General features: G+C 66.5%; 18 protein-coding genes. 11 read left to right on the forward strand and 7 right to left on the reverse strand.

Features of this window, described 5'->3' with window-relative positions; all coding sequences use genetic code 11:
• The first annotated feature begins 77 nt into the window (after positions 1 to 77).
• From FOA17_RS12175 to FOA17_RS12195, 5 genes are all read left to right on the forward strand, one after another.
• Positions 78 to 1988, forward strand: a complete 1911-nt coding sequence (locus FOA17_RS12175; protein WP_420841708.1) for a polysaccharide biosynthesis protein — start codon at positions 78 to 80, stop codon at positions 1986 to 1988.
• A gap of 90 nt (positions 1989 to 2078) precedes the next feature.
• Positions 2079 to 4238: a YjbH domain-containing protein gene (locus FOA17_RS12180; RefSeq protein WP_149141764.1), complete on the forward strand. Its 2160-nt coding sequence runs from the start codon at positions 2079 to 2081 to the stop codon at positions 4236 to 4238.
• Entirely contained in the window at positions 4235 to 4906 is a 672-nt protein-coding gene (locus tag FOA17_RS12185; RefSeq protein ID WP_149141765.1) for a YjbF family lipoprotein, read from the forward strand. The genes FOA17_RS12180 and FOA17_RS12185 overlap by 4 nt, the downstream gene beginning before the upstream one ends.
• Before the next feature lie 63 nt (positions 4907 to 4969).
• Positions 4970 to 5194, forward strand: a complete 225-nt coding sequence (locus FOA17_RS12190; protein ID WP_238991803.1) for a hypothetical protein — start codon at positions 4970 to 4972, stop codon at positions 5192 to 5194.
• 73 nt (positions 5195 to 5267) lie between these two features.
• The gene (locus FOA17_RS12195; RefSeq protein ID WP_149141766.1) at positions 5268 to 6116 is read left to right on the forward strand and encodes a YihY/virulence factor BrkB family protein; all 849 of its coding nucleotides are present in this window, start codon (positions 5268 to 5270) and stop codon (positions 6114 to 6116) included.
• On the opposite strand, the gene FOA17_RS12200 is transcribed toward FOA17_RS12195, so the two are convergent.
• Positions 6110 to 9931 (reverse strand): translocation/assembly module TamB domain-containing protein, encoded by a 3822-nt coding sequence (locus FOA17_RS12200; RefSeq protein ID WP_149141767.1) that lies wholly within the window; start codon positions 9929 to 9931, stop codon positions 6110 to 6112. The genes FOA17_RS12195 and FOA17_RS12200 overlap by 7 nt on opposite strands.
• Positions 9931 to 11742, reverse strand: coding sequence for an autotransporter assembly complex protein TamA (locus FOA17_RS12205; RefSeq protein ID WP_149141768.1), 1812 nt, complete (start codon positions 11740 to 11742; stop codon positions 9931 to 9933). Before FOA17_RS12205 ends, FOA17_RS12200 begins: the two co-directional genes overlap by 1 nt.
• A gap of 219 nt (positions 11743 to 11961) precedes the next feature.
• On the opposite strand from FOA17_RS12205, the gene xylB reads away from it, so the two are divergent.
• From xylB to FOA17_RS12235, 6 genes are all read left to right on the forward strand, one after another.
• Complete coding sequence (xylB, locus tag FOA17_RS12210; protein ID WP_149141769.1) at positions 11962 to 13401, forward strand: xylulokinase; 1440 nt, start codon at positions 11962 to 11964, stop codon at positions 13399 to 13401.
• Between the two features lie 97 nt (positions 13402 to 13498).
• Positions 13499 to 14152, forward strand: coding sequence for a transglycosylase SLT domain-containing protein (locus FOA17_RS12215; RefSeq protein ID WP_238991804.1), 654 nt, complete (start codon positions 13499 to 13501; stop codon positions 14150 to 14152).
• Positions 14149 to 16221 (forward strand): flagellar biosynthesis protein FlhA, encoded by a 2073-nt coding sequence (gene flhA / locus FOA17_RS12220; protein ID WP_238991805.1) that lies wholly within the window; start codon positions 14149 to 14151, stop codon positions 16219 to 16221. Before FOA17_RS12215 ends, flhA begins: the two co-directional genes overlap by 4 nt.
• Positions 16218 to 16982, forward strand: a complete 765-nt coding sequence (locus FOA17_RS12225; protein ID WP_149141771.1) for a flagellar biosynthetic protein FliR — start codon at positions 16218 to 16220, stop codon at positions 16980 to 16982. The genes flhA and FOA17_RS12225 overlap by 4 nt, the downstream gene beginning before the upstream one ends.
• The gene (locus FOA17_RS12230) at positions 16979 to 18058 is read left to right on the forward strand and encodes an EscU/YscU/HrcU family type III secretion system export apparatus switch protein (RefSeq protein WP_149141772.1); all 1080 of its coding nucleotides are present in this window, start codon (positions 16979 to 16981) and stop codon (positions 18056 to 18058) included. Before FOA17_RS12225 ends, FOA17_RS12230 begins: the two co-directional genes overlap by 4 nt.
• A complete protein-coding gene (locus tag FOA17_RS12235) occupies positions 18055 to 18378 on the forward strand; it encodes a hypothetical protein (RefSeq protein WP_149141773.1) in 324 nt (107 codons plus the stop codon). The genes FOA17_RS12230 and FOA17_RS12235 overlap by 4 nt, the downstream gene beginning before the upstream one ends.
• Positions 18379 to 18395: 17 nt before the next feature.
• Here the strand turns inward: FOA17_RS12235 and FOA17_RS12240 are convergent, their stop codons facing one another.
• Genes FOA17_RS12240 through FOA17_RS12260 form a run of 5 tightly spaced genes read right to left on the reverse strand, consistent with a single transcriptional unit; the run spans position 18396 to position 21564 of the window.
• Complete coding sequence (locus FOA17_RS12240; RefSeq protein ID WP_149141774.1) at positions 18396 to 18899, reverse strand: flagellar basal body-associated FliL family protein; 504 nt, start codon at positions 18897 to 18899, stop codon at positions 18396 to 18398.
• A gap of 8 nt (positions 18900 to 18907) precedes the next feature.
• On the reverse strand, positions 18908 to 19627 hold the full coding sequence (gene flgH / locus FOA17_RS12245; protein ID WP_149141775.1) for a flagellar basal body L-ring protein FlgH: 720 nt from the start codon (positions 19625 to 19627) through the stop codon (positions 18908 to 18910).
• A 9-nt stretch (positions 19628 to 19636) separates the two neighbouring features.
• On the reverse strand, positions 19637 to 20056 hold the full coding sequence (gene flgA, locus FOA17_RS12250) for a flagellar basal body P-ring formation chaperone FlgA (protein ID WP_149141776.1): 420 nt from the start codon (positions 20054 to 20056) through the stop codon (positions 19637 to 19639).
• On the reverse strand, positions 20056 to 20841 hold the full coding sequence (flgG, locus tag FOA17_RS12255; protein WP_149141777.1) for a flagellar basal-body rod protein FlgG: 786 nt from the start codon (positions 20839 to 20841) through the stop codon (positions 20056 to 20058). The genes flgA and flgG overlap by 1 nt, the downstream gene beginning before the upstream one ends.
• A 9-nt stretch (positions 20842 to 20850) precedes the next feature.
• Entirely contained in the window at positions 20851 to 21564 is a 714-nt protein-coding gene (locus FOA17_RS12260; RefSeq protein ID WP_149141778.1) for a flagellar hook-basal body complex protein, read from the reverse strand.
• Between the last annotated feature and the right edge of the window lies 1 nt (position 21565).

Here is a 21565-nt window from a genome sequence, read left to right on the forward strand (position 1 = left end):
GGTTGTATCGCCGCAGCGCGGCGCTGCGGCCCCATTGCAATTTGTGCAGTTGGCCTGCCACCAGGGCAAGGGAAGCCATGAAACAGATCCGGACGGCCCTTTTCGGCCTGCAATCCCGCCTGACGCGGCGCAACAAGCATGCGATCCTGCTCCTGATCGACGTGATCCTGCCGCCTGTCGCGCTGTTGCTCTGTATCGGGATGCTGCATGATGGCTGGGCGCTGCTGTTTCAGACCATGGGGCTGCGCGTCATCCTGCCGCTGAGCGGGGTTCTGGGCGGGCTGGTCGCGCTGCAACTGGGCCTGCCGCGCATCCAGCTGAAATCCTATGAAACCTCGGCCATGCTGCGGACCGGGATCTATGCGGCGGTGATGGCGGTTGCGGTGGGCATCCTGCTGCGGATCGCGCTGCCGGCCTTTCCGTTTCTGGGCATCGTCACCTTCGGGCTGATGCTGTTCCTGGCCTCGGCCGGGTTGCGCATCGCCATGCTGAACATGCTGCTCTGGGTGCTGCGGCAGGGCCAGCCCAAGCATCGGGTGCTGATCTATGGCGCCGGCACGACGGGGGTGCAACTGGCCGCCGCCCTGCGCTCGCATGAGCGGATCGCGCCGGTTGCCTTCATCGACGACAATGTGGCGCTGCAATCGACCACGGTCGCGGGGCTGCGGGTGCTGTCGCCCGACAATCTGAAACGTCTGGCCGAACGGCATGACGCGCATCGGGTGATCCTGGCGATGCCCTCGGTCTCGCCGCCCAAGATCGCGCGGCTGACGCGCAAGCTGCGCGACATGGGGCTGAAGGTGCAGTCGCTGCCGTCATTTTCGCAGCTTGTGGGCACCGAGGAACTGATCGACCGGCTGACGCCGGTGGCGCCGGGGCAGTTTCTGGGGCGTGAACAGGTGGATCAGGGTCTGTCGCGCGCGGCAGATGCCTATCGCGGCAAGTCGATCCTGGTCTCGGGTGCGGGCGGGTCGGTCGGGTCGGAACTGTGCCGGCAGCTTTTGCAATACGGCCCGGCGCGGATCGTGCTTTATGAGGTGAGCGAGGTCGCGCTTTATAATGTGGATCGCGAATTGTGCGACGCTGCCCGCCGCGCCGGGGTGGAGATCGTGCCGGTTCTGGGGTCGGTCACCGACAGCCGGCTGACCCGGATCGTGATGCAGAGCTATGGCATCCATGTCGTGTTCCACGCTGCCGCCTACAAGCATGTGCCGCTGGTCGAGACCAATCCGCTGGCCGGGCTTGCGAATAACGTGCTGGGCACCCGGACCATCGCCGATGCCGCGCATGAGGCCGGGGTGGGGCGGTTCATCATGATTTCCACCGACAAGGCGGTGCGCCCCACCAATGTCATGGGTGCGTCCAAGCGTCTGGCCGAACTGGTGGTGCAGGATATGGCCAAACGCTCGCGCGGGACGGTGTTTTCCATGGTGCGCTTCGGCAATGTGCTGGGCTCGTCTGGGTCGGTCATTCCGCTGTTCAAGGAACAGATCGCGCATGGCGGCCCGGTCACGCTGACGCATGAGGATGTGACGCGCTATTTCATGACGATTTCCGAGGCGGCACAACTGGTGCTGCTGGCGGGGTCTTTCTCCGACAAGGAAAGCTCGCGCGGCGGCGATGTCTTCGTGCTGGATATGGGGACGCCGGTGCGCATCCGCGAACTGGCGGTGCAGATGATCCAGGCCGCCGGCTATTCCGTGCGCGATGCCGATCACCCCGATGGCGATATCGAGATCAAGGTGACGGGCCTGCGTCCGGGCGAAAAACTGCATGAGGAACTGCTGATCGGCGAGGGGCAACTGACCACCCCGCACAGCAAGATCCTGCGCGCGCGCGAGGAAAGCCTGTCGGAAATCGAGATGGCTTCGGCGCTGCGGGCATTGCGCAGCGCCATTGCGACCGGCGATGAAGAGGCCGCGCGGCAGGTGATCCTGGCTTGGGTGAACGGCTATCAACCGCCGCAGCATGCCGCCGCCGTGCAATGATTCGCCTAAAATCATTGTCTCCGATTGTTGAACGCCGGGCTTTCTTCTAGACTGCCCGCGGATCCAAGTTTCTTGCAAGGCAAACGACGCATGACTTCTCTGGCTGCCCGGAAAGCCCGGCTTCTGATCGCAAGTTCCCTGGTGGCCATCGGCGCCCATCACGCCGCCCATGCGGAAACCGGAACCGTGGCGCCCAGCCTGAATGGCTACGGCGTGTCGGGTCTGATCGACATGCCCTCGGGGGAGATGCAGCCTGACGGTTACCTGACCATGACCACCGCGCATTGGGGGCCGATCAGCCGCACGACGCTGACCTTCCAGATCGCGCCGCGCATGTCGGCCAGTTTCCGTTTCCTGGGTATCCGCGACTGGTCGGATTGTCTGCCGGCCTGTAGCACCTCGACCTTCGGCACCTATTACGACCGTTCCTTCGATTTCCGCTATCAGCTGCTGGAAGAGGGGCGCTATCTGCCCGCCGTTACCGTCGGCTTGCAGGATTTCGCGGGGACCGGCGTTTTGTCGGGCGAATATATCGCCGCGACCAAGAACCTGACGCCGAATTTCAAGGCGACGGTCGGTCTGGGCTGGGGCCGGCTGGGCAGCCATGGCGCCATCGGCGCGCCCTTTGGCGAACGGGACAAGATCGACATCGGCAAGGGCGGCAAGTTCAACTACAACCAGTGGTTCCGTGGCGATGCCGCCCCCTTTGCCGGGGTCGAATGGCGCGCGACCGACAAGCTGACGCTCAAGGCCGAATATTCCTCGGATACCTACCGGATCGAGGATGACCAGCGCGGCACCTTCAAGCAGCGCAGCCACCTGAACTATGGCGCGGAATATCGCGTCAATGAATGGTTCCAGATCGGCGGCTATTACATGTATGGCAGCGAACTGGGCCTGACCGCCCATTTCGTGATGAACCCCAAGCAGCGGCCGCAGGGCAGCATCAAGGACGGCGCGCCCGATCCGGTGAAGCTCCGCCCCTCGCGCAGCGCCGACCCCGAGGCCTATTCGACCGACTGGGTCACCCAGTCCGATGCGGCGCCGATCCTGATCGTCAACCTCAACAAGCGGCTCAAGGCTGACGGGGTCGAGGTCGAGGCGATCTCCTACAGCGCCGACCGGGCGCAGGTGCGCATCCGCAACAAGCGCTATGACGCCGAGGCGCAGGCCATCGGCCGCGTGGCGCGCGCCATGGCCCATGCGATGCCCGAATCCATCGAGGTGTTCGAGATCGTGCCGGTGGTCGATGGCCTGCCCACCTCGCGCGTGACGATGCGGCGCAGCGATCTGGAGCGGTTCGAGAACAGCCCGACCGCGGCCGAATCGATGCGCGCGGCAATCGCGATCAGCGATCCGGGCCCGCGCCCGGCGCTGACCTACGACCCCGAGCGTTATCCCGACTTCACCTGGTCGATCAGCCCCTATAACCGCATCCGCCTGTTCGACCAGCGCGGCTCGCCCTTCAAGATGGATGTCGGCGCGCGTTTGGCCGCGCGTCTGGAATTCAGCCCCGGCTGGGTGCTGGAAGGCTCTGCCGTCAAGCGTCTGGCCGGCAATCTGGGCAATATCCCGCCGACCAAGCCGACGGCGCTGCAACCCGTCCGCTCGGATGTGGAGCGGTATGACGCCAATGGCGACCCGGCGCTGGAGCGGCTGTCGCTGACGAAATATGCCTATCTTGGCCATGATGTTTATGGCCGCGTCTCGGTTGGCTATCTGGAGCGCATGTTCGGCGGCGTGTCGGCCGAGGTGCTGTACAAGCCCGTCGATCGCAAATGGGCCATCGGCGCCGAGGCGAATTATGTCGCGCAGCGCGACAGCGACGGGTTGTTCGGCTTCAGCGAGTATGACTATCGCGTCGCCAGCGGCCATATCTCGGCCTATTACAACTTTGCGCCGGGCTATAATGCCCAGGTCGATGTCGGCCGCTATCTGGCGGGCGATGTGGGTGCGACCCTGCGGCTGGAGCGTGAATTCGCGAGCGGTTGGCGCATCGGTGCCTTTGCGACCAAGACCAATGTGTCGTCCGAGGATTTCGGCTCCGGCTCGTTTGACAAGGGCATCACGCTGGAGGTTCCGCTGGCCTGGGGCACCGGGCGTCCGGGCCGCAAGACCTATGAAACCACGATCCGGCCCTTTGGCCGCGATGGCGGCGCCAAGCTGGATGTCGAAGGGCGCCTGTTCGAGACGCTGCGCGACTATGATGCCAGCGGCATTGACGAACAGTGGGGGAGATTCTGGAAATGATGAGGCAAGGCGCCTTTCTGAGCGCGGGCCTCGTCAGCCTGCTGGTTCTGGCCGGCTGCGGCAACCAGACCGAGATCTCGCCCGTGCTGGGTGCCATGGCGGGGGCCGCCAAGGCGCTGACCAAGGGCAAGGCGGCTGCCGCACCCGCCGCCGAGGTGACGCGCGCCGATCTGGCCAAGCTGGGCGTGCCGGTGATCAAGGGCGAGATGAAGTCGGGCAATGCCACCTTCTATCTCGTGCCGATCGCGGTGAAGGGCAATGTGCAGACCTGGTCCACCTCGGATGACCTGACGGTGACCTTCCGCGATGGCGTGATGGTCGAGACCCGGGGATTCGGGCCGGACATCATGCAATCCACCGGCCCGAGCCTTGCACAACTGCGCGCAGGCAGCGGCAGCCACAAGCGGAGCTATACCTATCTGGACGGCGGCGACCAACTGGTTCGCTATTCCTATGAGTGTTCTGTCCATTTTGCAGGCGCAGCGAGCATCACTGTGGTAGCGCAGCAACATACGACCACTCGTGTTGTGGAGAACTGCACCGGAAAACAGGGTGATTTCACCAACGAATACTGGTTCGAAAACGGTGGAAAACTTAGAAAATCCAAAGAGTTACTGGTTCCGCAATGGGGCCATCTCGAACTCGCGCGGGTCATTGACGGCGGCTAGAAATCTGTCTTCCTTTACTAGTCCCGTTATGCTATCGCGTGGGCAATCGCCAATCTCAAGTGTATGGAGAAAATCATGAAAAAGTTTGCAGCTCTCGTCGCCGCCGCGTCGGTGATGTCGACCGCCGCCTTCGCCGGTGGCCCGGTCGCCGTTGAAGTCGAACCGACCCCGGTCGCCGTCGTTGCTCCGGCTTCGTCGGGTTCGCTGGGCGCTGGCGCCGTTGTCGCCGGTCTGGCCGGTCTGGCGCTGGTCGCCGCTCTGGTCGCCAACGACTCGGGCGATCACTAATCGTTCAGTTGCCTCTGGCAACGAATGACAGGGGGCTCGCATTTGCGAGCCCTTCTGCTTTTCTGGGGGAAGAATGTCGGATCTGCGCATCCGCCTGAAGCGGGTATTCATCCGCGCGGGCAATGCCAATATCAGCATGGCCGCCGCCGCAGTGGCGTTCTTTGGCCTGCTGGCCCTGTTTCCGGGAATCGCCTTTGTCATCGCGATCTGGAGCTTTGTGGCCGATCCTGCGGCGATCCGGCAGGAAATGATCCTGCTGGCCGAATTCCTGCCCGCAGACGCCTTTTCACTTCTCAATACCCAGGTCGAGGCGCTGCTGGCCGCCGATGGCAGCGAATTGGGCTGGACAAGCTTTGTCTCGCTGCTGGTGGCCTTCTGGTCGGCCCGTGCGGGCGTGCAGGGCATGATGTCGGGGCTGAATGCGGTGCATCACCGCCCCGATCACGACAGCCTGCGCGGCACGCTGCGCGCGCTGGTGCTGACGATGGTGCTGATGGCCATCGTGCTGGTGGCGTTGGTCGCCTCGGTCGCGGTGCCGCTGGGCATCGCGTTGCTGCCGTTGGGGGCGCTGGCCTCGATCGCGCTGGAACTGGCCAATACGCTGTTTGCGCTGTGCATGGTGGTGCTGGGGCTGGCGCTGACCTATCGCTTCGGTCCGAACCGTGCCGACCATCACCAGCCGCGTCTGCTGACGCTGGGGCTATTGGTGGCGGTGGTGCTGTGGTTCGCGGTGTCGCGCGGCTTTGTCCTCTACCTCGCGCATTTCAACACCTATAACCGGGTCTACGGCTCGCTCGGGGCGGTCGCGATCCTGCTGATGTGGTTGTATCTGAGCGCCTATGCCATCCTGTTCGGCGCCGCCGTGGATGCCGAGCGTGAGGGTGTGCCGGAGGCAGGCCTGCCTCCGGTCGAGGATCAGTAGTCCTTTTCCTTGAAGATGCCGATGCTGGTGCCGCCATCGGCGCCGACCGATCCGCGCAGGGTGACGGAATCGGTGATGTCGAGGTTCAGGTTGATCTTGGCCTTGCCCTCGCCATCCACCTGCACCTCGGTATAGGCGTTCTGCGAGATGTATTTGCCGGCCTTCAGTTCGGTCTGACCCTCGGCATTGGTGGACACGTCCAGATCGTCAAGCCCAAAGCCCTTGCGCAGCTTGCTCATGATGCCGTCGCCGCCCTTGCCGGCCAGCGTCGCCACCGCAGAGGCCAGCTGAGCCGCCTGAAAGGCCGACAGCGCGGTCAGGTCGCGCCCGAACAGCAGCCGCGCCAGCACCTCCTCCTCGGGCAGTTCCGGCGAGGAGACGAAGCTGACCTTCGGTTCGCTGGCCGGCCCCTCGATCTTGACCGAACTGGTGATGCCGTCGCTTTCGTTCGAGGCAAGGACCAGGATGTAGGGATCGAAATCGCCCTGCAATTCCAGCCGCCCCTCCGAGATGACCAGTCGCTTGCCCAGAATGTCGAGCCGCCCGCGCACCAGCTCAAAGGCGCCGGCGGGCACGACATTTTCAGTGGTGCCGGTGACACGCAGATCGCCGCCGAGTTCCATGTCCAGCCCGCGGCCGCGCACAAAGATGCGCTGCGGTGCCGAGATGTGCAGATCCAGCGGATAGGCCTTGCCGGCGCCGCCGGTGCTGCCAGAGGCCGCCTCGTCCAGCAGCCCGGCGTGGCGGCGCGTGGCCCTCACATCCGCCGGTTCAGCCACATGTTTCACGTCATCCAGCCCCTGCGCGGCGCCGATGCTGGTATTGGGGATGCGCAATTCGGTTTCGTTCAGCACGATTTCACCACCGATCACCGCGCCGCCCGTCAGCGGCCCGTTGACGGTGACGGTGCCGTTCAGCCGGGTCTGGTAAAGCTGCGGATCCTTGAGCCGGATCTGTTGCAGCGCCATGCGCAGATCGCCCGCATAGGGCGCGGCAAGGCTGCTGCTGCCGGTGACGGTAAAGCTGCCGCCGCTGTTCACGCCGCCGCGCAGGTCAAGCTGCGCCCGGCCGCCGCCCAGGGTGACGGTGCCGCCCAGCCCCTCGACCGTGGCGGGTGAGAGCGGGTTGGCGATGCGCAGCCCCTCCAGCCGCAGGGTGCCGCCCAGCGAGGCGGGCACCAGCGGCCCGTTCAGCCGCAGGTCATAGCCCAGATTGCCCGAAACCGTGGTCGGGGTGATGAAGGCATTGGCAAGGCCCGCCGCGGCGCTGCCGTTGATCGCCAGATCGGCGCTGGCCATATCCGCGGCAACCCGGCCCCGAATGCTGGAGTCGATGCCCCCCGGCCCACGCGCCGTCAGGTTCAGGTCATAGCCGCGCCCGTCATCGGTTGCGGTGCCGGCGACGGTCAGCTGGCCCGGAAATTCGGGCAGCAGGGTGGCAAGGCTGACCAGCACCGCCTCCAGCTTGACCTGCCGCTGCGTGCCGGCAATTTCGCCCGAGGCATTGGCGCGCAGTTGCGGGTTGGAAACGGTGGCATTGTTGATGCGAATGCGCCCGTCCTTGAGCGCGAGATCGGCGTTCAGCCGGGTTTCGCCCGACAGAAGGCGGTCGGTCTCGGCCTGGCCGATGGCCAGCCCGCTGGCGGTGGCGGTGGCGGTCAGGCTGCCCTCTTGCGGGGTGCCCTTGAACGCCGCCTGTCCGCGCAGCGCGCCGCGATAGCCGCCGCCAAGCGCGCGCAGGTCGTTGAAGACCAGATCCGCCGTCACGTCGCTGCCCTGTTGCGACAGCCGGCCCCGGGCGCGCGCCTCGAGGCTGGCGGCCTTGATCTCCAGGCTGGAAAGATCAAGTGTCGTGCCCGCATAATCGCCCGCCGCCGCGATGGTCGAGGCGCCTTTTAGCAGGTTGTCCACCTCGGCGATGCCGATGGCCAGTTTGTCGCCGGCGGCATCCAGCGTCACATTGCCCTTCTCGGCGGTGCCCAGCAGATGCGCTCGCCCCTTGAGCGCGCCGCGATATTGCGGACCCAGCACCGACAGGTCGCTGAAATCCAGATCGGCAGTCAGGTCGCTGCCGGCAGTGGCAAGGGTGCCAAAGGTCTTGGCCGTCAGGCTGGCAGTCTGGATATCCAACTGTTTGACATGGGTGCCCGCCTCGTCGCGCCGCAGCGCCAGATCAAGGATCGTGTCGCCCGACAGCAGGTTGTCAAACTCGGCCACGCCGATCTTCAGCGCCTGCCCGGTCACCTTGCCCGAGACATCGAAGGCGCCGGTCAGCAGTGTTGTCTTGCCCGACAGGGTGCCGTTGACGCGACCGGCCAGCGGCTGCCCGGCCAGATCGGCAAAGCGCGACAGGTCTTCGGCCCGCACACTGCCCTGGCCCTGCATGGTCAGCCCGGTTTCCAGGCCCTGCACGCTCAGCCCGCCGTCAAAGGCGTAATCGGTACCGTTCAGCCGCAGCGTCGGCAGCTCGAGACTGTCGCGCTCCTCTTGCCACTGAAAGGCGACCGTGCCGGACAGTTGATCGCCGACCGCTTTGGCCAGGGCCGGATCGGTGGGGTCTACCCCCTGCGCCACGATATCCAGCAGGCCGACGGCGCGGGCCTTGCCATCGGGGCGGGCGATGGTGCCGCCGCCCTTGGCCGTGGCCTCGCGCAGCGTGAAATCCGCGCGTTCCAGCCCGGTCATGGCGATATCGGCGGTCCATTTTTCGCCCGCCGCCTGATCGAAGGTCAGCGCGAGATCGGCATGGGTCAGCGCCGTAGGCATGTCGGTGGTCAGCGGCAGGGTGACCGGCGAGCCGTCCAGCCCCAGCTGTCCCTTGATGTCGAACCGCTCCGGCAGGCCATCGGCGGCCAGGACCAGCGCGCCGTCCAGCTCCATTGCCTGCGTGGCCAGACGGAACTGTTCCAGATCGAGGCGCCCGGTCGCCGCCCGGGTGCCATTGGCGCTGAGCGTGACCGAGGTGCCAAAGAACTCGCGATAGGCGGGCAGGAACAAGGGTGCCAGATCGCCGCCCAGATCGGCGTTGAAGGCCGTGTCGCCGGTTTCGGCCCGGGCGACCGTCACCTTGCCGGCCAGCCGATCCTCGCCATCCGAGGCAAGGCGGATCTCGGCGGTGTAATCCGACAGCGGCGCCTCGCCCTGCACGGTCAGATCGACCGCGGGCGCACCGGGCAGGCCGGCCAGCGTGGCGGCAATACCCTCGGCCCCCTCATGCGCGGTGAGGTCGAGCTTCAGCACCTGGCTCGTGTTGGAATAGGCAGCGTCCAGCTTGATCTCGCCGGCGGGGCCGCTATCGGTGCGCACCAGCGCCAGCTGGGCATTGCCCTCGCCGCCGGCCAGCGCCATGGCAGCCTCCAGCCGCGCCTCGATGGGCTGGCCCAGCACGCTTTCGCCAAGCGCGATGCGTTTGGCCGCCAATTCGCCGATATTCACCGAAACCGGTAGCTCCGGCAGGGCAAAGCTGCTGGCCTCGGGCGAGGGGGTGTCTTCGGCCACGGTATCGGGCAGGCGATCCAGAATGATCTCGGATGCCGTCAGCGTATTGACCGAAACCCGCCCCGCCAGCAGGGCAGAACGGTTCCAGTCCAGCACCACATCCTTGAGCGTCAGCCAGATGCCGCTGTCATCGGCGATGGTCAGTTGCCCGATCGTGGCCTGCGACGACAGCGCGCCGGCAAAATCGGTGATCGTGACCTTGCGCCCGGCGCCGGAGAGGTTGTCTTCCAGCAGGGCGGTCAGATAGCTGCGGTCATCCTCTTGCGCTTGGGCGGCAAGGGGCAGGGCGCAGAGGGTCAGAAGCAGGAACCGTTTCATCAGAATGCCTGTCCGATACCGACATAGATTTGAACACCTTCGCCGGTGTCGATGCTGCCGCTGACCGGCATCGCGACATCCAGGCGGATCGGGCCGAAGCCCGTTGCATAGCGCACGCCAAGGCCGGCCCCGGCATGCCAGTCGCCGCCGCCGAAATCGAACGGCCCGACATAGCCCGCATCGACAAAACCCACGACGCCGATCTTTTCCGTCACTCGGGCGCGGATCTCGGCCGAGACGGCGGCAAAGGCCATGCCGCCGATCTTGTCACCATAAATCTCGGTCAGATCGACGCCCAGCGATTGATAGGGCTGCCCGCGCACCGTGCCGCCGCCGCCGGAATAGAACAGATAGTCGCGCGGGGTAGCCAGCAGGTCTGATCCGACCACGGCGCCGACCTGCGCGCGGCCCGCCAGCGTCACCGGCCGGCGGTCGCCAAAGGTGACATAGGCGCGCCCGTCGGCCTTGATCTGCGCGCCGCTATCGGTGATGCCAAAACCCAGGAAGGGCCGCAATTCGGCGTCCAGGTAAAAGCCCTTCTTCGTGTCCAGCTTTTCGTCGCGCTTGTCCCAGGTCACCCCGATCGGAAGTGACAGATGCTTGTAGGTGTATTCGTCGATGGAATCGCTCAGCTTCGCATAGCTGTATTCCAGCCCCACCCGCCCCGTCAGCGTATCCGAGAAATAGTGCGAGAAGCCGAGCCCGAAGGTCGCGATATCGGCGGTGAAATCCTCTTCGGCAATATGTCCGAATTCGGTCTTCAGGCTGGCGGTGGTGTCGGGGGTGATGGTGGCCGGACGATCCAGCGTGATGCCGATGCCGTAATCGACCCCGCTGTTCTGCGCGCCGATATTGCGGATCTCGCCCTCGACCTTCAGCCGCTCGCCGCCGCCCATCAGATTGCGATGGAGCCAGTAGCCGGTCAGGTCCAGCCCCTCAAAGCTGGAGATCTCGGCCCCGATGGAATAGCGGCGCAGCTTTTCCTCGACCACGGCGGCGGTGATGTCCAGCAGGTCGGGGCTGCGGATCTGGTCGGCCTCGGTCAGCGAGACCGACTTGAACACGCCGCTGCGGCGCAGGCGTTCGGCGCTGCGGCGCAGTTCGTCGGGGTTGTAGACCTCGCCCTCGGGCAGGCCCGCGATCTTGAGGATGCGGCGCTCGCGCATGCGTTCCTCGCCCTCGACCGTCAGCTTGCCAAAGCGCAGGCGTGGGCCGGGTTCCAGACGGATATCGGCGGCCAGTTCATTCGTGCGGTGATCGGCGACGATGGCCTGATCGGCGACCTCGGCCTTGGCATGGCCCGCGTCGCGCCAGCCGTCGATCCCGGTCTGTGCCGCCTCGCGCACGATGCCGCTTTCGGCAGGCTTGCCGCGGGCAAACCCCTCGGGCAGGCGGGTTTCAGCGGGCACCGGCGCCACCCGCGCCTGCGAAAAGGTAAACTTCGGACCGGGGTCGATGCTGACCGCCACGGTGCCGATCCGCGTGGGCGCATCCAGCGGCGGGATCGCCGCCGCCTCGCGCCCGTCGATCAGCACATGGATCACCGGCGCGTAATAACCCAGGGCATAAAGCGAATTGACCAGCGGCGCATATTCGCCCCGCGCGGCGGCAAACAGATCTTCCGCCGTCATCTTGTCTTCGCGCCGCGCCGCCAGCACGGCCGAGGCGGCGCGCAGGTCGTCTTCCACCGCGGCGGCATGGGCCCCGGTCACGACAAAGGTCACCCGGTCATCAGCCAGAGCGGGCTGTGTCAGCCCCCAGGACGCGACTGCAAGCGCGGCCCAACCCGCCGCTGGACGCAAGGCACACATGGATGCGCGATCTCCCCCGAGAATATGGCGAAAACTATCGCAGCTTGTCGGTGCAACCTCAATGACAGAGGCGGGGCGCGTCCTGAAAATCTTGTGTGTGGCACGGGCTGCGCGACAATGGATAGCATGTTTGCGCAAACAATCCGCAATGGACGCGGGCCGGCGCAGGCCGTATTCAGAACGCGGTGGCACGACAGCGCGGCACAAGGAGGATTGTCCATGTTCATCGGTCTCGATCTCGGCACATCCGGCCTCAAGGGGCTGGTCATGGATGGCGATCAGCGCGTGCTGGCCGAGGCCTCGGCGCCGCTGACGGTGCAGCGCCCCGCCGAGGGCTGGAGCGAGCAGGCCCCAGAGGACTGGGTCGCCGCGACTGAAACGGTGATGGCAGCGCTGGCGGCCCGGATCAGCCTTGCAGCGGTGCGCGGCATCGGGCTTTCGGGGCAGATGCACGGCGCCACGTTGCTGGACCGCGACGACCGGGTTTTGCGGCCCTGCATCCTGTGGAACGATACCCGCGCCCATGCCGAGGCCGCCGCGCTGGATGCCCGCCCCGATTTCCGCCGCATCTCGGGCAATATCGTCTTCCCGGGCTTCACGGCGCCCAAGCTCGACTGGCTGCGCAAGCACGAGCCGCAGATCTGGGATCGCGTCGCCAAGGTCTTGCTGCCGAAGGATTACCTGCGCCTCTGGCTGAGTGGCGAACATGTCGCCGAAATGTCGGATGCGGCGGGGACAAGCTGGTTCGATACCGGCGCGCGCGACTGGTCCGACCGGCTGCTGGCGGAAACCGGGCTGAGCCGGGCGCAGATGCCCCGACTGGTCGAGGGGTCGGCCGTCTCGGCGCAGCTGCGGCCAGAACTGGCACGGCGCTGGGGCCTGTCCGACCGCGTGGTGATCGCGGGCGGCGGGGGCGACAATGCCGCCTCGGGCGTGGGGGTGGGCGTGGTGCGCGCGGGCGATGCCTTTGTCAGCCTGGGCACCTCGGGCGTGCTGTTTGCCGCCAATGACGGCTATCAGCCGGCGCCTGAAACCGCCGTGCACAGCTTTTGCCATGCGCTGCCCGATACCTGGCACCAGATGGGCGTGATCCTGGCCGCGACAGATGCGCTCAACTGGTATGGTCGGTTTGTCGATCGTGACGCCGCCGCGCTGACCGCCGAACTGGGTGCGGTGCAGGCGCCGGGCAAGACGGTGTTCCTGCCCTATCTGGGCGGTGAGCGGACGCCGCTGAACAACGCCGCCGTGCGCGGGGCCTTTACCGGGCTGGAACATGCGACCGACCGCGCCGCCGGCACCCGCGCCGTGCTGGAAGGCGTGACCTTTGCGATCCGCGATTGCCGCGATGCACTGGCCGCGACCGGCACCCGGCTGGAGCGTCTGATCGCCGTCGGCGGTGGGTCGCGTTCGGACTATTGGTTGCAGGCGATTGCCACCGCGCTGGAGGTGCCGGTCCTGCTGCCTGAGGCCGGTGATTTCGGCGGTGCTTTCGGCGCGGCGCGGTTGGCGCTGATGGCCGCGACCGGCGCCGGGCCAGAGATCGCGACCCTGCCGCCGATCGCCCGCGTGGTCGATCCGGTAACGGCGCTGGTGCCGGCTTTCGATGCCGGGCATCGCCGCTATTGCGCCGCCCGGTCGGCGATCTGCGCGATGGGTTGAAAGGCGAACAAAGCTAACGGTTTGGAAAGATTCGGCCCCTAGGCTTCGGGGAAACGATGCCTTCGGAGAATCCGATACCATGCCGTTGCGGCTGTTGTTGCTCGCCCTTCTGCTTCTCGCGCCCGGCCTTGGGCTGGCCCAGGCCGATCTTTGCGACCGTGCGGCGACCGGCGCCGCCGCGCAGACCGGCGTCCCGGTGGAGGTGATGCTTGCTCTGACCCGGGCCGAAACCGGCCGCAACCGGCAAGGCCAGTTGCAACCCTGGCCCTGGGCGGTCAATCAGGCCGGGCAGGGGCATTGGTTCGACACCGCCGCCGCCGCGCAGGATTTCGTGCAGGCCCAGCTATCGCTGGGATACAGCAATCTCGATATCGGCTGTTTCCAGCTGAATCACCGCTGGCACGGCATGCGCTTTCCCGATCTGGCCACGATGTTCGACCCCGAGGCCAATGCGCTATATGCCGCGCGGTTCATCGCCGGAAAATACCGTGAAACCGGCGATTGGGTGCGCGCCGCCGGGGCGTATCATTCCGGCACGGACAGTTTCGCCGAACGCTATGCCGGCCGATTTGCCGAGATCCTTGATGGGGTGCAGCCCGCGCCGCTGCATCTTGCCGCGCTTGACCTGCCCGGGGCCGCCCCGCCCCGGGTGAACGCCTATCCGCTGTTGCAGGCGGGGGCGGCGGGCGGGGCCGGGTCGCTGGTGCCGCGCCGCTCCGGCATGGGATCGCTGTTCGCGAGGCTGCCATGATCCGCATCAGCCCCCGCACGCTGTTCCAGCCGACGATCCTGCTTGCCCTCGCGCTGATGGCGGTGGTCGCCATGATGGTGCTGCCGGTGCCGGCCTTTCTGCTCGATATCGGCCTCGCGGCCTCGTTCGCGCTGGCGATCCTGATGTTCACCGTCACGCTCTTCGTAGAACGCCCGCTGGATTTTTCGGCCTTTCCGACGATCCTGCTGGCGTCGCTGATGCTGCGGCTGTCGCTCAACGTATCGTCCACCAAGTTGATCATCGGGCAGGGCCATACCGGCACCGCCGCCGCCGGTCATGTGATCGAGGGATTCGCGAATTTCATCATGGGCGGCAGTCTGTTGCTGGGTCTGGTGATCTTTTGCGTCCTGCTGATCGTGAACTTCATGGTCATCACCAAGGGCGCCGGCCGCATGGCCGAGGTTGGCGCGCGCTTTGCGCTGGACGGGATGCCGGGCAAGCAGTTGGCCATCGATGCCGACATGGCCGCCGGCGCCATCACCCATGCCGAGGCCAAGGCCCGGCGCGAGCGCGAACTCGCCGAGACGAATTTCTTTGGCTCGCTCGATGGCGCGTCGAAATTCGTCAAGGGCGATGCCGTTGCGGGGCTGTTGATCACCGGGTTGAACCTGGTGATGGGGCTGATCATGGGCATCGTGGTCCATGGCATGCCCGCCGCACAAGCCTTTGAAACCTATGCAATACTGACGGTGGGCGACGGGTTGGTCACCCAGATCCCCGCCGTGGTCATCTCGGTCGCTTCGGCGCTTTTGCTGGCGCGTGGCGGCACGACGGGGTCGGTCGATATCTCGTTTTTCCGCCAACTCGGGCAATATCCCGGCGCGCTGGGCACGGTGGCGGTGCTGCTGGCGCTGTTCGGCCTGGTGCCGGGGCTGCCGTTCCTGCCCTTCATGGCCGGGGCGCTGGCGCTGGCGGGCGCGGCCTGGTACCGGATGCGCCATCCACCCCTGCCCGAACCCGAGGCTGACGAGGCACCCGCCCCGCCGCCTCGCCGTTCGATGGGGGACATCCTCGATTTCGACGAGATTCATATCGAATTCGCGGCAAATCTTGTGGCCATGGTGCTGGATCCCGCGACGGGGCTGGATGTGCGGATCCAGAACATGCGCACCCATATCGCCACCGCCTATGGGCTGATCCTGCCCGAGATCCGGCTGACCGATGACGCCACGCTGCCGCCCGGCACCTATCGGATGCGCCTGCAAGGCGTGGAAAAGGTGCGCGACCGGCTGATCCCTGACCGGGTGCTGGTCCTGCTGAACGAGGGCGTCGCCGCGCCTGACGGAATGGATGTGCGCGAGCCTGTCTATGGCGCCCCGGCGCGCTGGATCCTGCCTGACGATCAGGAAACCGCGGCCCTCGCGGGGTTGACCGTGGTCACCGCGCCCGAGGTGCTGGCGACCCATCTGCTCGAGGTGCTGAAGGCCAATCTGGCAAGGCTGCTCACGCTCAAGACGCTCAGGCGGTTGCTGGACGAATTCACCAATGTCACCGACCCCGCCCGGGCGGCCGCCAACAAGCGCCTGCTGGATGAACTTGTGCCCGATCGGGTGCCGGTCGATCTGCTGCTGACGGTGCTGAAGCTGCTCTTGGAGGAGCGGGTCTCGATCCGCAACCTGCCCATGGTGCTGGAGGCCATCGCCGAGGCGCGCGGCCTGCCCTCGCCCGAGGCGGTCTGCGAACATGTGCGCCAGCGGCTCGGCTTTCAGATCGTGGCAGAGCTGAAGCGCGCCGATGGCACCATCCCCCTGTTGCAGCTGGCCCCGGAATGGGAGCGCACCTTTGCTACCTATCAGATCGACGGCGATCGCGGTTTGCGCGATGTGGCGCTGCCGCCCGACCAGTTCAGCCGCCTGGCCAATGCCATGGCTGAAAAGCTGACCAAGGCCGCCGAAAGCGGCACGCAGGCCGCGGTCGTCACCTCCACCGCGCGGCGCCGGTTCCTGCGCACGGTGCTGGGGGCCAAGGGCCTGCCGACGCCGGTCCTGTCCTATGAGGAAATCGGCTTCGAGGCGCGGCCGGCCATGATCGGCGTGGTGCCCGCATGACCGAGCTGATGGGCATCTTCGCCCGTCTTGCCGGGCTGGCGGAGCCGGTCTTTCTGGGCTGGTTCGTCGTGTTCTTGCGGGTCAGCGCGGCGGTGGCGTTGCTGCCGGCATTCGGCGAAGCGACCCTGCCCGCGCGGGTGCGCCTGGGCATCGCCATTGCGTTTTCGCTGATTGTCCTGCCGGCGGTCGCACCCGCCCCCGTCCTCACCCCCATGTTGATGCTGGCCGAGATGGCGGTCGGCGCCGCGATGGGGCTGGCGCTGCGCTTTCTGGTCTTTGCCTTGCAGACGGCGGGGGCGATCATCGCGCAATCCATTTCCCTCGCACAGCTTTTCGGTGGCGCCGGAGAGCCGCAGCCGGTGGTCGGGCACTTCCTCACTGTTGCGGGGCTGGCTTTGGCGGTCGCGCTCGGGCTGCATGTGCGCGCGGCGCAAATGTTCATCCTGTCCTATGATCTGTTGCCGGTCGGCGCGCCGCTGGCGGCTGCCGATTTCGCGCAATGGAGCGTGGCGCAGGCCGCGCGCTGCCTGTCGCTCGGGCTTTCGCTGGCGGCACCGTTTGTCATCGCGGCGCTGGTCTACAACATGGCACTTGGCGTGATCAACCGTGCGATGCCGCAGCTCATGGTGGCGATGATCGGGGCCCCGGCGATTACCCTGGGGGGGATCGCGCTGCTGGCCATGGCCGCGCCCGTGATGCTCCATCTCTGGCACGGCGCGCTGGAGACGACACTGTCCGCCCCCCTGGCGGTGCCGAAATGAGCGACGAGGACGAGGAAAAGCCGTTTGAGGCCAGCCAGAAACGGCTGGACGACATGCGCAAGGAGGGGCGGATCCCCCGGTCGCAGGATCTGCTGACCGCGGCCGCCTATGCGGGCTTCGTGCTGGCCATGGTGACACTGGGGCCGGCCATGCTCCGGCAGATGGGCGAGGCGCTGATGCAGCCGCTGGCCCGGGCCGAGACACTGGCCCCCGCACTGACTGCTGCGGCGCGGCCGGGCTTCGGGCGCGTCGTCCTCGCGCCCCTCTGGCCGCTGCTGCCGCTCTTTGTCCTGCCGATGGCGGCGGTGCTCCTGGTGCTTGTGGTGCAAAAGGCCGTGATCTTCACCCCCGCAAATCTGATGCCGCGCCTGTCGCGCATCTCGCCGCTGTCGAATGCGCGCAACAAGTTTGGCCCGAACGGCCTGTTCGAATTCCTGAAAAGCGGAATGAAGCTGGGGGTCGTGGCGACAATCCTCGCGCTGTTTCTCGGCTCGCGGCTGGACCTGATGCTCACGAGTTCCGCGCTGTCGGTGCCGGCGGGGCAGGTGGTGTTGCTCCTGCTCTTGCGGGACTTCTTTGCGGTGGTGCTGGTCGTGGCGCTTGGCTTCGGGTTGGTGGATTACATCTGGCAGATCCTGCGCCATCGGCGCGAGGCGCGGATGTCGCGGCAAGAGATGACCGATGAACACAAGGAGGCCGAGGGCGACCCGCATAGTCGCGCGCAGCGGCGCCAGCGTGGGCAGGAAATCGCGCTGAACCGCATGCTGCGGGATGTGGCGGGCGCCGATGTCGTCATCGTCAACCCGACGCATTACGCGGTCGCGCTGAAATGGGATCGTGCCTCCGGGCGGGCGCCGGTCTGCGTCGCCAAGGGCGTGGACGAGATCGCCGCCCGCATCCGCAACCAGGCGCAGCAGGCGGGCGTGCCCATCCACAGCGATCCGCCAACCGCCCGGGCGCTGCATGCCAGCGTCAGGATCGGGTCGGAAATCCCGCGGGATCACTATCGGGCGGTCGCCGCCGCCATCCGTTTCGCCGAGGCGATGCGCCGCAAAGCCAGGAGACATGCCCCATGACCGACCAGAAGCGCCTGGGCCAGCTGGCCGAGATTGCCCGTCTGCTGAGCGATCGCAAGCTGGAAGAGCTACGCCGGCAGCGTGAATTGCGCGCGGGCATTATCGCGCGGATCGCGGCCTTGGAGGAACGGCCCGCCGAGGGGCTTGACCCGGTGGCGGCGGCGCGTGCCGCGCTGGCCTATCAGGCCTGGGCCGACGGGCGGCGCAGCGAGCTGGGGCGGCAGCTTGCCGCGCAGGAAAGCCGGTGCGAGGAAAGCCGAATGGCCGCGCAGACCGCCTTCGGTCGCGCGACCATCCTGGATCGGCTGAGCCGGCGCTGAGGCGCACCGGCGGGGTGTCAGGAATCCTGGCGCCCGATATCGGTGATCAGCACATCGCTGACGAGATCGGGCATCTGCGCCAGGGCGACCTCGCGCAAGCGGACGCGCAGCCGGTCGATCGCGCGGCTTTCGGTAAAGGCGCCGTCAAAGCCGCCGGTATTGGCGTGGTCGAACAGAACCTGAAGAAAGGCATCGCGCAGCTTGGGTTCGCGGGCATAGAGATCTTCGGCATGGCCGGCGGTGACCTCCAGGCTGAGCGACAGCACCACGACCGAGGCGATGCGATCCTGCCGGATCAGCGGGATGATGAACTGATTGCTCATCTTCACATATTCCGGGGCATGTTCGTCACTCTGTTCGGCGTCATGTCCGGGCGCTACCGCCTCGCCATGGGCGGCGGGGGCCGCGTGGTCATCGGTTGCGGTGTCTTCGGCGGGGGCGGGGCGCAGCATGAGGCCCGCCCCCGCCCCGGCCCCGAGACCGATCACGCCAAGCACGATGGGGATCAACAGCTTCTTCATCGGTGACCTCAGAACGGAAGCAGGACGTCGGTGATCTGCTGGCCATAGCGCGGCTGCTGCACATCGCTGATCTGGCCGCGCCCACCGTAGGAAATCCGCGCGCCGGCGATCTTGTCGTAACCGATCTCGTTCTGGCGCGAGATGTCGGCGGGCCGCACATAGCCGGTGACCAGCAGTTCGCGCAGCTCATAGTTCACGCGCACCTCCTGCTGGCCCTCGATGCGCAGCACGCCATTGGGCAATTCCTCGACCACGGTCGCGGCCACGCGCAGCTCGAGCTTCTCATTGCGTTTGACGGTGCCATTGCCCCGATAGCTGGAGGCAGAGCTGGTATTCACCGCCTCGTCCATCGAGGCGCCGTCCGGCAGGTGTTCGTTCAGGCGTTCGGGGATGCCGAACAGCGAGGGCATGCCCATCGTGTCGCTGCCGGCGCGGCTGCGCCCGCTGGTGTTGGAGATCTCGGCGCTGTCGTCGATCTCGATCACCACGGTCAGGATATCGCCGCGCCGTTGCGCGCGCCGTTCGCCGAACAGCGATTCGCGGTCAGAGGCCCAGAGCGAGGAGGAGGAGGTCGGCAGGGTCTGCGGCAGGTCGCGCGGCAGCGGTGTGACATACATCGCATGTTGCTGGTCACTGCCGGCGACCGGGGTGAAATCGGGCGCTTTGCCCACTTCGCCCAGGCGACCGCAGGCGGAGAGGCACAGAAGGCTGAGAATGAGACGGCGCATCGGGATCCTTCAGGGTGCAGGGCCGACGCGCACGCTGCCATCCGCAGCGACGAAGCCGGACACGGTTGTTCGGGAAGACAGGTTCATGACCCGGACTGCATCGCCCAGGCCGCCGCGCGCGAGGGCGCGGCCTTCGGCGTGGATATTGAGCGGGCCGGTCGCATAGATCAGCGTGACGATCTGGTTGCGATCCACCAGCGCGGGCGGACCCAGATCCTCGGGGCGGATCGGGCGATTGGCATAGAGCGTGACCCGTGCCTCTTGCCCGATCGCAAGGTCGATACTGTCCAGCGCGCCCGTTGTGCCGGTGGGTTGCAGGGCCAGATCGGCCTCGGTCAGTATGGTATTCGCGCGGATCGTGTGGCGGGCGACCACCGTCTCGGCCAGGGCGGGGCCGGGCAGCAAGGCAAGGCAGAGCAGCAATCGCATCAGCGCACCTGCGTGGTGGCGGCCAGAATTTCATCGGCGGCGGTGATCACCTTGGCGTTCAGCTCATAGCCGCGCTGCGCCTTGATCAGTTCAGTGATCTCGCGCACCGAATCGACCGAGCTTTCCTCCAGATAGCCCTGGCGCAGCGTGCCGAGCCCGTCGGTGCCCGGCTGGCCTTGCAAGGCCGGGCCGGAGGCCGCGCTTTCCAGGAACAGGTTGTTGCCGATCGCCTCCAGCCCCTTTTCATTGGTGAAACCGGCGAGGTTCAGCTGCCCCAGCAATTGCGGCTGCACCTGATCGGGGAAATAGGCATAGACCTCGCCGTCGGCGTTGATCGTGATGCTGCGGCTGTCGGCGGGAATGGTGATGCCCGGCGCGACCTCATACCCTTCGGAGGTGACGATCAGCCCCTCGGCGGTGCGTTTCAGCGCGCCGTCCCGGGTATAGGCCGCGCCGCCCGAGGGCAGCGTCACCTCCAGATAGCCGCGCCCCTCGATGGCGACATCGAGATCGCCGCCAGTCTGCGCAAGCGACCCCTGCGCCAGGATGACCGAGACCGAGGCCGGACGCACCCCCATGCCGATCTGGACGCCGGTCGGCAGCATGGCGCCATCCGAGGCCGAGATGGTGCCGGGGCGGGCAACCTGTTGATAATGCAGGTCCGCAAACTCTGCCCGCCGGGCGTTATAGCCGGTGGTGGACATGTTCGCGAGGTTGTTGGAGACGACATCGACGCGCATCTGCTGCGCGGCCATGCCGCTGGCGGCGATCTGAAGGGCTTTCATGGCATCATCTCATTTGCCGAGGGTCTGGATGACGGTTTTCAGGCGGTCGTCCTCGCGGTCGAGGAAGGACTGGCCCAGTTCATAGGCGCGCTGCACGTCGATCATGCGCGAGATCTCGGACAGGGCATTGACGTTGCTGCCCTCAAGCTGACCTTGCAGAAAGCGCCCGGTCTCGACCGGGATTTCCCCCCGGGCGGTGCGAAACAGCGTGCCGCCTTCATGGATGAGGTCGGTCGGATCCTGCGGGCCCCAGAGGCCAAGCTGCGCCAGGGGGCGGCCGGCGGCCGAGAGCGTGCCATCGGCGGCAAGGGCGACCGGCCCCGCATCGGGGGGCACAAAGACCGGCGCGCCGCCCTGGTCCAGCAGGCGATATCCGTCGGGATTGACCAGCTCTCCCTCGGCCGAGGGCGAAAAGCTGCCCGCCCGGGTCAGCCGGTTGCCATTCGGCGTCTCGATCAGAAAGAAGCCGTCGCCCTCGATCGCGAAATCGAAACTGCCGCCGGTCTCTGATATCTCGGCCTGGCTCAGATCGACGTTGCGGGCCGAGGCATGCGCCATGGAGAGCGAGGGCGCACCGTCTAGCCGGCGCACATATTCCGAAAAGATCACGCCTTCGCGCCGGAAGCCGGTGGTGGAGCTGTTGGCGATGTTGTTGGCGATCGCCTGCATCTCGCGCAGCAGGCCTGACTGGCGGGTCAGGGTGGTGTGGCCGCTTGCGTCCATC

This window comes from Gemmobacter caeruleus (assembly GCF_008271655.1).
GTDB classification, from domain to species: Bacteria; Pseudomonadota; Alphaproteobacteria; order Rhodobacterales; family Rhodobacteraceae; genus Gemmobacter; species Gemmobacter caeruleus.

What these genes read in the sequence shown, in the direction of transcription:
- FOA17_RS12175 (WP_420841708.1), top strand. Translation starts at nt 78, where the DNA reads ATGAAACAGATCCGGACGGCCCTTTTCGGCCTGCAATCCCGCCTGACG.
- FOA17_RS12180 (WP_149141764.1), top strand. Translation starts at nt 2,079, where the DNA reads ATGACTTCTCTGGCTGCCCGGAAAGCCCGGCTTCTGATCGCAAGTTCC.
- FOA17_RS12185 (WP_149141765.1), top strand. Translation starts at nt 4,235, where the DNA reads ATGATGAGGCAAGGCGCCTTTCTGAGCGCGGGCCTCGTCAGCCTGCTG.
- FOA17_RS12190 (WP_238991803.1), top strand. Translation starts at nt 4,970, where the DNA reads ATGGAGAAAATCATGAAAAAGTTTGCAGCTCTCGTCGCCGCCGCGTCG.
- FOA17_RS12195 (WP_149141766.1), top strand. Translation starts at nt 5,268, where the DNA reads ATGTCGGATCTGCGCATCCGCCTGAAGCGGGTATTCATCCGCGCGGGC.
- FOA17_RS12200 (WP_149141767.1), bottom strand. Translation starts at nt 9,931, where the DNA reads ATGAAACGGTTCCTGCTTCTGACCCTCTGCGCCCTGCCCCTTGCCGCC.
- FOA17_RS12205 (WP_149141768.1), bottom strand. Translation starts at nt 11,742, where the DNA reads ATGTGTGCCTTGCGTCCAGCGGCGGGTTGGGCCGCGCTTGCAGTCGCG.
- xylB (WP_149141769.1), top strand. Translation starts at nt 11,962, where the DNA reads ATGTTCATCGGTCTCGATCTCGGCACATCCGGCCTCAAGGGGCTGGTC.
- flhA (WP_238991805.1), top strand. Translation starts at nt 14,149, where the DNA reads ATGATCCGCATCAGCCCCCGCACGCTGTTCCAGCCGACGATCCTGCTT.
- FOA17_RS12225 (WP_149141771.1), top strand. Translation starts at nt 16,218, where the DNA reads ATGACCGAGCTGATGGGCATCTTCGCCCGTCTTGCCGGGCTGGCGGAG.
- FOA17_RS12230 (WP_149141772.1), top strand. Translation starts at nt 16,979, where the DNA reads ATGAGCGACGAGGACGAGGAAAAGCCGTTTGAGGCCAGCCAGAAACGG.
- FOA17_RS12235 (WP_149141773.1), top strand. Translation starts at nt 18,055, where the DNA reads ATGACCGACCAGAAGCGCCTGGGCCAGCTGGCCGAGATTGCCCGTCTG.
- FOA17_RS12240 (WP_149141774.1), bottom strand. Translation starts at nt 18,899, where the DNA reads ATGAAGAAGCTGTTGATCCCCATCGTGCTTGGCGTGATCGGTCTCGGG.
- flgH (WP_149141775.1), bottom strand. Translation starts at nt 19,627, where the DNA reads ATGCGCCGTCTCATTCTCAGCCTTCTGTGCCTCTCCGCCTGCGGTCGC.
- flgA (WP_149141776.1), bottom strand. Translation starts at nt 20,056, where the DNA reads ATGCGATTGCTGCTCTGCCTTGCCTTGCTGCCCGGCCCCGCCCTGGCC.
- flgG (WP_149141777.1), bottom strand. Translation starts at nt 20,841, where the DNA reads ATGAAAGCCCTTCAGATCGCCGCCAGCGGCATGGCCGCGCAGCAGATG.
- FOA17_RS12260 (WP_149141778.1), bottom strand. Translation starts at nt 21,564, where the DNA reads ATGGACGCAAGCGGCCACACCACCCTGACCCGCCAGTCAGGCCTGCTG.